Consider the following 4,018-nt stretch of genomic DNA (forward strand, 5'->3'; position numbering starts at 1 on the left):
GGCCGGGCACCGCGGCCGGGCCGGGCACCGCGGCCGGACCGGGCACGACCACCGCCCGGCCCACCGAGGACCGGCGTGAGCCCATCCGCGGCGTCCGCAAGGCCACCGCCGCGGCGATGGTCGCGAGCGCGTTCACCGCGCCACACGTCACCGAGTTCCTCGACGTCGACGTCACCGAGATGATGGCCCTGCGCGACCGGCTGCGGGCCTCGCGCGAGTTCGCCGGGGTCAAGCTGACCCCGCTGGCGTTCGTCGCGAAGGCCGCCTGCCTCGCCGCCGCGCGGACCCCGGCGGCCAACGCCGGCTGGGACGAGCGCGCCGGCGAGATCGTCTACTACGCCCGCGTCCAGCTCGGCATCGCCGCCGCGACGCCGCGTGGGCTCGTCGTCCCCAAGATCCGCGACGCGGACACACTCACCCTGCGCGGCATGGCCGACGCGCTCACGACGCTCACCGACACCGCCCGGGCGGGCCGGACCGCCCCGGCCGACCTGGTCGGGGGCACGTTCACGATCACCAACGTCGGCGTGCTCGGCGTCGACACCGGGACGCCGATCATCAACCCCGGCGAGGCCGCGATCCTCGCGGTGGGGTCGATCAAGCCCGCCCCCTGGGTCGTCGACGGCGAGCTGGCCGTGCGCACCGTGTGCCGGCTGGCGCTGTCGTTCGACCACCGCCTCGTCGACGGGGCCGAGGGCTCGCGATTCCTCGCCGACGTCGGCGCGCTGCTGCACGACCCCGGGGTCGCCTTCACCTGGTGACCTGGGGAGATCATCCGAGGGCCCGGGGGATCGATCCGGGGAATTCGGGCGATCCGGGAGCAGAACGGCATGCCCGTGCGTTGTACGGGCATGCCGTTCGTGCTGCTCTACGTCGTGCTCGAGATCGTCGCGCTCGCCGGGCTGATCGCGTGGATCGGACTGGGCTGGACCCTGCTGGTCCTGCTCGCCGGGTCCGTGGTCGGACTCCTGCTCGCCCGCCGGGAGGGCGTCCGCGCCGCCCGCGCGCTCGCCACCGCCGTGCAGCGCGGGAAGCTGGCGCACGAGGAGGCGACCGACGGGCTGCTCGTCGCCGCCGGTGGCATCCTCATCTTCCTGCCGGGCCTGATCACCGATGTGCTCGGTCTCGCCCTGGTGTTCCCCCCGACGCGGGCCCTGGTCCGGCGTCGCATGGTGAACGCCGCCGAGCGGGCCGCACCGAGCCTGCGCACCGCACGGATCCGCTACGGCGCCACCGTGGTCGAGGGGGAGACCGTGACCGAGCCGCGCTCGGCGACCGCGTACCCGCGCATCACCGGACCTGCCGCGGGCACCGGCCCGGTCGTCGACGGCGAGGTCGTGGACGGCCCCGACCGCACCTGACCCGTCACCGGGCCTCGCGATACGTGGACGCCCGGCGCACCCCGCACGCGGTCTCCGCACCCCGTGCGGAGGCTGCGACGGCGGCACCAGGGGTGCGACGGCCGGGCGCGGCAGATCCAGGACCGGGTGGTGGACGGCGGGAGCGTTCGGGGGTCGCCCCCGCCGTCCTTCTCACCAGCCGGGGCGCGCTCCTGCGAGCAGGCTGCGCAGGCTCTCCAGCCGTCGGCGACGCAGCGTGATCGGCTTCATCCGCAGCGTCGAGTGATGCATCCGGTCGGCGCGGTGCCGTCCGCGGTGTCGGCCCACAGCGCTCTCCTCCCGGGCGTAGTCACGTGCGACGGGGTGGTGCACGCCTCAGAGTGTTGCTGGTCAACCGCGGTCGCGGAAGGTCACCGGGCGCGGGCCACCGGATCGTGACGACAGCGCCGGCGTTCCTCGGCCCCGCTCGCACGGTGCGTTCGCGGCGGACCGCACGGGCGATGCCGGAACCGGCCCGGACGGGCATCGCGACCACGCTGGGTGACCGACGTCGTCGCTGGGCCGCCCGGGTGGCGGGGCCGCGACACGCCGTCGTCGTCTACGGAATTCCGAAGAGCGGCGGATACCGTCCTCGCATGGACCCGGTGCGCAACCCGTTCGCCCCCGGCGCCGGGCAGCGCCCGCCGGAGCTGGCCGGCCGGGACCGCGAGGTGGACGCCTTCGAGATCGTCCTGGAGCGGGTCGCCCGCGGTCGCCCGGAGCGGAGCCTGGTGCTCACCGGGCTGCGCGGCGTCGGCAAGACGGTGCTGCTCGGCGAGCTGCGCTCGATGGCGATGCACGCCGGCTGGGGCGCCGGGAAGATCGAGGCCCGCCCGGACGCCGACCTGCGCCGTCCGCTGTCCGCGGCGCTGCACCGCGCGATCCGCGACCTCGCCGTCCGGCACCGGGCCCCCGAGCGCATCGACGAGGTGCTGGGCGTGCTCAAGGCGTTCGCGCTGCGGTCGTCGCCGGAGGGCACGAAGCTGCGGGAGCGCTGGCAGCCCGGCATCGACGTCCCGGTGAAGAACGGGCGCGCGGACTCCGGGGACATCGAGATCGACCTCGTCGAGCTGTTCACCGAGGTCGCGGAGCTGGCCCAGGACGTCGGCTCCGGCATCGCGCTGCTGATCGACGAGATGCAGGACCTGCGGCCCGAGGACGTCTCCGCGCTCTGCGCCGCCTGCCACGAGCTGTCCCAGGCCCGGGTGCCGCTCGTCGTCGTCGGGGCGGGGCTGCCGCACCTGCCCGCCGTGCTGTCGGCGTCGAAGTCCTACTCGGAGCGGTTGTTCAAGTACTCACGGATCGACCGGCTGGACCGCAAGGACGCCGACTTCGCGCTGATCGCCCCGGCCGAGCGCGAGGAGGCGACCTTCGACCAGGAGGCCCTCGACGACCTCTACGTCCGCTCGGGCGGTTACCCCTACTTCGTGCAGGCCTACGGCAAGGCCGCGTGGGACGCCGCACCGACCAGCCCGATCGGCGTGAAGGACGTCGAGATGGCCGCCCCCGAGGCCGAGGCCGAGCTCGCGGTCGGCTTCTTCGGCTCGCGCTTCGAGCGGGCGACGCCGGCGGAGCGCGAGTACCTGCGGGCGATGGCCGAGCTGACCGACGGGGAGGACCACCCCGTCGAGACGTCGCTGGTGGCCAAGCACCTGGACCGGCGCGCGTCGTCGCTGTCCCCGGCGCGCGACAGCCTGCTCAAGAAGGGCCTGGTGTTCTCCGCCCAGCGCGGCCAGATCGCCTTCACCGTGCCGCACTTCGGGCGGTACCTGCTCGCCAACACCTGAGCCCCCGCTGCTCCGGACGAGTGAAAACTGTTTGCGGTGTAACAGGTCCTCGGGTCGGCGCGAAACCCCTGCTGAGCCCCGCGGCGCCACCCGACCCCCGACTCGGTAGCGCCGCGGGGCGTTCCACGTTCGGGGCATGCTCTCGCTTGCGCCGGGCGCCGCCGGGGGCGTCAGGGGTCACCCGTAGCATCGGCCCGGTGGCCGAGCCCAAACTCGAGATCCAGATGCTCCATGACCGGGTCATGATCAAGAGGGTCGAGGGTTCCGGCGAGCGACGGAGCTCGGCCGGAATCGTGATCCCGGCAACCGCACAGGTCGCCAAGCGTCTGGTCTGGGGAGAGGTGGTCGGGGTGGGACAGCACGTGCGCACGGTGAAGGCCGGCGACCGCGTCCTGCTCGCCCCGGAGGACCAGTACGAGGTCGAGATCGCCGGCGTCGGGCACCTGGTCATGCGTGAGCGGGACCTGCACGCGGTGGCCTCCGAGGCCACCCAGCACGGGACCGGTCTCTACCTCTGACCCCCCGGGTCGCGCCGGTCCGCACGGACCCGCGGCCCACCCGGTTCGACAGCGGTGTCGACACAGTCGACGACGCCGGTCGCGATGACAGAGTCGATGGCAGTGCGGAAAGGAAGTCCCACGTCATGCCCGAGCGCCCTCCCTCGTCCGACGACGCGGACGAGCAGCCGGTGACGTCCGCGCCGGAGCCGGGAGACCCGCAGAACGGCGACGCCGCCGGTGCCGGTCGCCCCGTGATGCCCGCCCGCCGTCCCTCGCCCGGCCCCGCCGCCGCCCCCGCCGCGCCGCAGGGAACTCCCGCGCCGCAGGGCGCCACCGAGGTCTCCGCCGCCGA

5 protein-coding genes and 1 pseudogene are annotated in these 4,018 nt (G+C 74.3%); 5 read left to right on the plus strand and 1 reads right to left on the minus strand.

What is annotated here, in order from left to right; translation table 11 throughout:
• Both GTW08_RS27910 and GTW08_RS27915 read left to right on the plus strand, forming a co-directional pair.
• On the plus strand, positions 1-761 hold a 761-nt coding region (locus GTW08_RS27910), incomplete at its 5' end, for a 2-oxo acid dehydrogenase subunit E2 (protein WP_161152739.1).
• 69 nt (positions 762-830) lie between these two features.
• Positions 831-1,361: an FxsA family protein gene (locus GTW08_RS27915; protein WP_083658707.1), complete on the plus strand. Its 531-nt coding sequence runs from the start codon at positions 831-833 to the stop codon at positions 1,359-1,361.
• Positions 1,362-1,532: 171 nt separating this feature from the next.
• Here GTW08_RS27915 and GTW08_RS32625 read toward each other — a convergent pair whose 3' ends face one another.
• Positions 1,533-1,667, minus strand: coding sequence for a hypothetical protein (locus tag GTW08_RS32625; protein ID WP_255497807.1), 135 nt, complete (start codon positions 1,665-1,667; stop codon positions 1,533-1,535).
• A gap of 308 nt (positions 1,668-1,975) precedes the next feature.
• On the opposite strand from GTW08_RS32625, the gene GTW08_RS27920 reads away from it, so the two are divergent.
• The 3 genes and pseudogenes from GTW08_RS27920 to GTW08_RS27930 all read left to right on the plus strand — a co-directional run.
• On the plus strand, positions 1,976-3,166 hold the full coding sequence (locus GTW08_RS27920) for an ATP-binding protein (RefSeq protein WP_062398897.1): 1,191 nt from the start codon (positions 1,976-1,978) through the stop codon (positions 3,164-3,166).
• A gap of 197 nt (positions 3,167-3,363) precedes the next feature.
• The gene (locus tag GTW08_RS27925) at positions 3,364-3,684 is read left to right on the plus strand and encodes a GroES family chaperonin (protein ID WP_043276256.1); all 321 of its coding nucleotides are present in this window, start codon (positions 3,364-3,366) and stop codon (positions 3,682-3,684) included.
• Positions 3,685-3,809: 125 nt separating this feature from the next.
• Positions 3,810-4,018 (plus strand): annotated as a pseudogene (locus GTW08_RS27930) (hypothetical protein); the annotation flags it as partial.

The organism is Pseudonocardia sp. SID8383 (assembly GCF_009864975.1).
Lineage (GTDB): Bacteria > Actinomycetota > Actinomycetes > Mycobacteriales > Pseudonocardiaceae > Pseudonocardia > Pseudonocardia alni.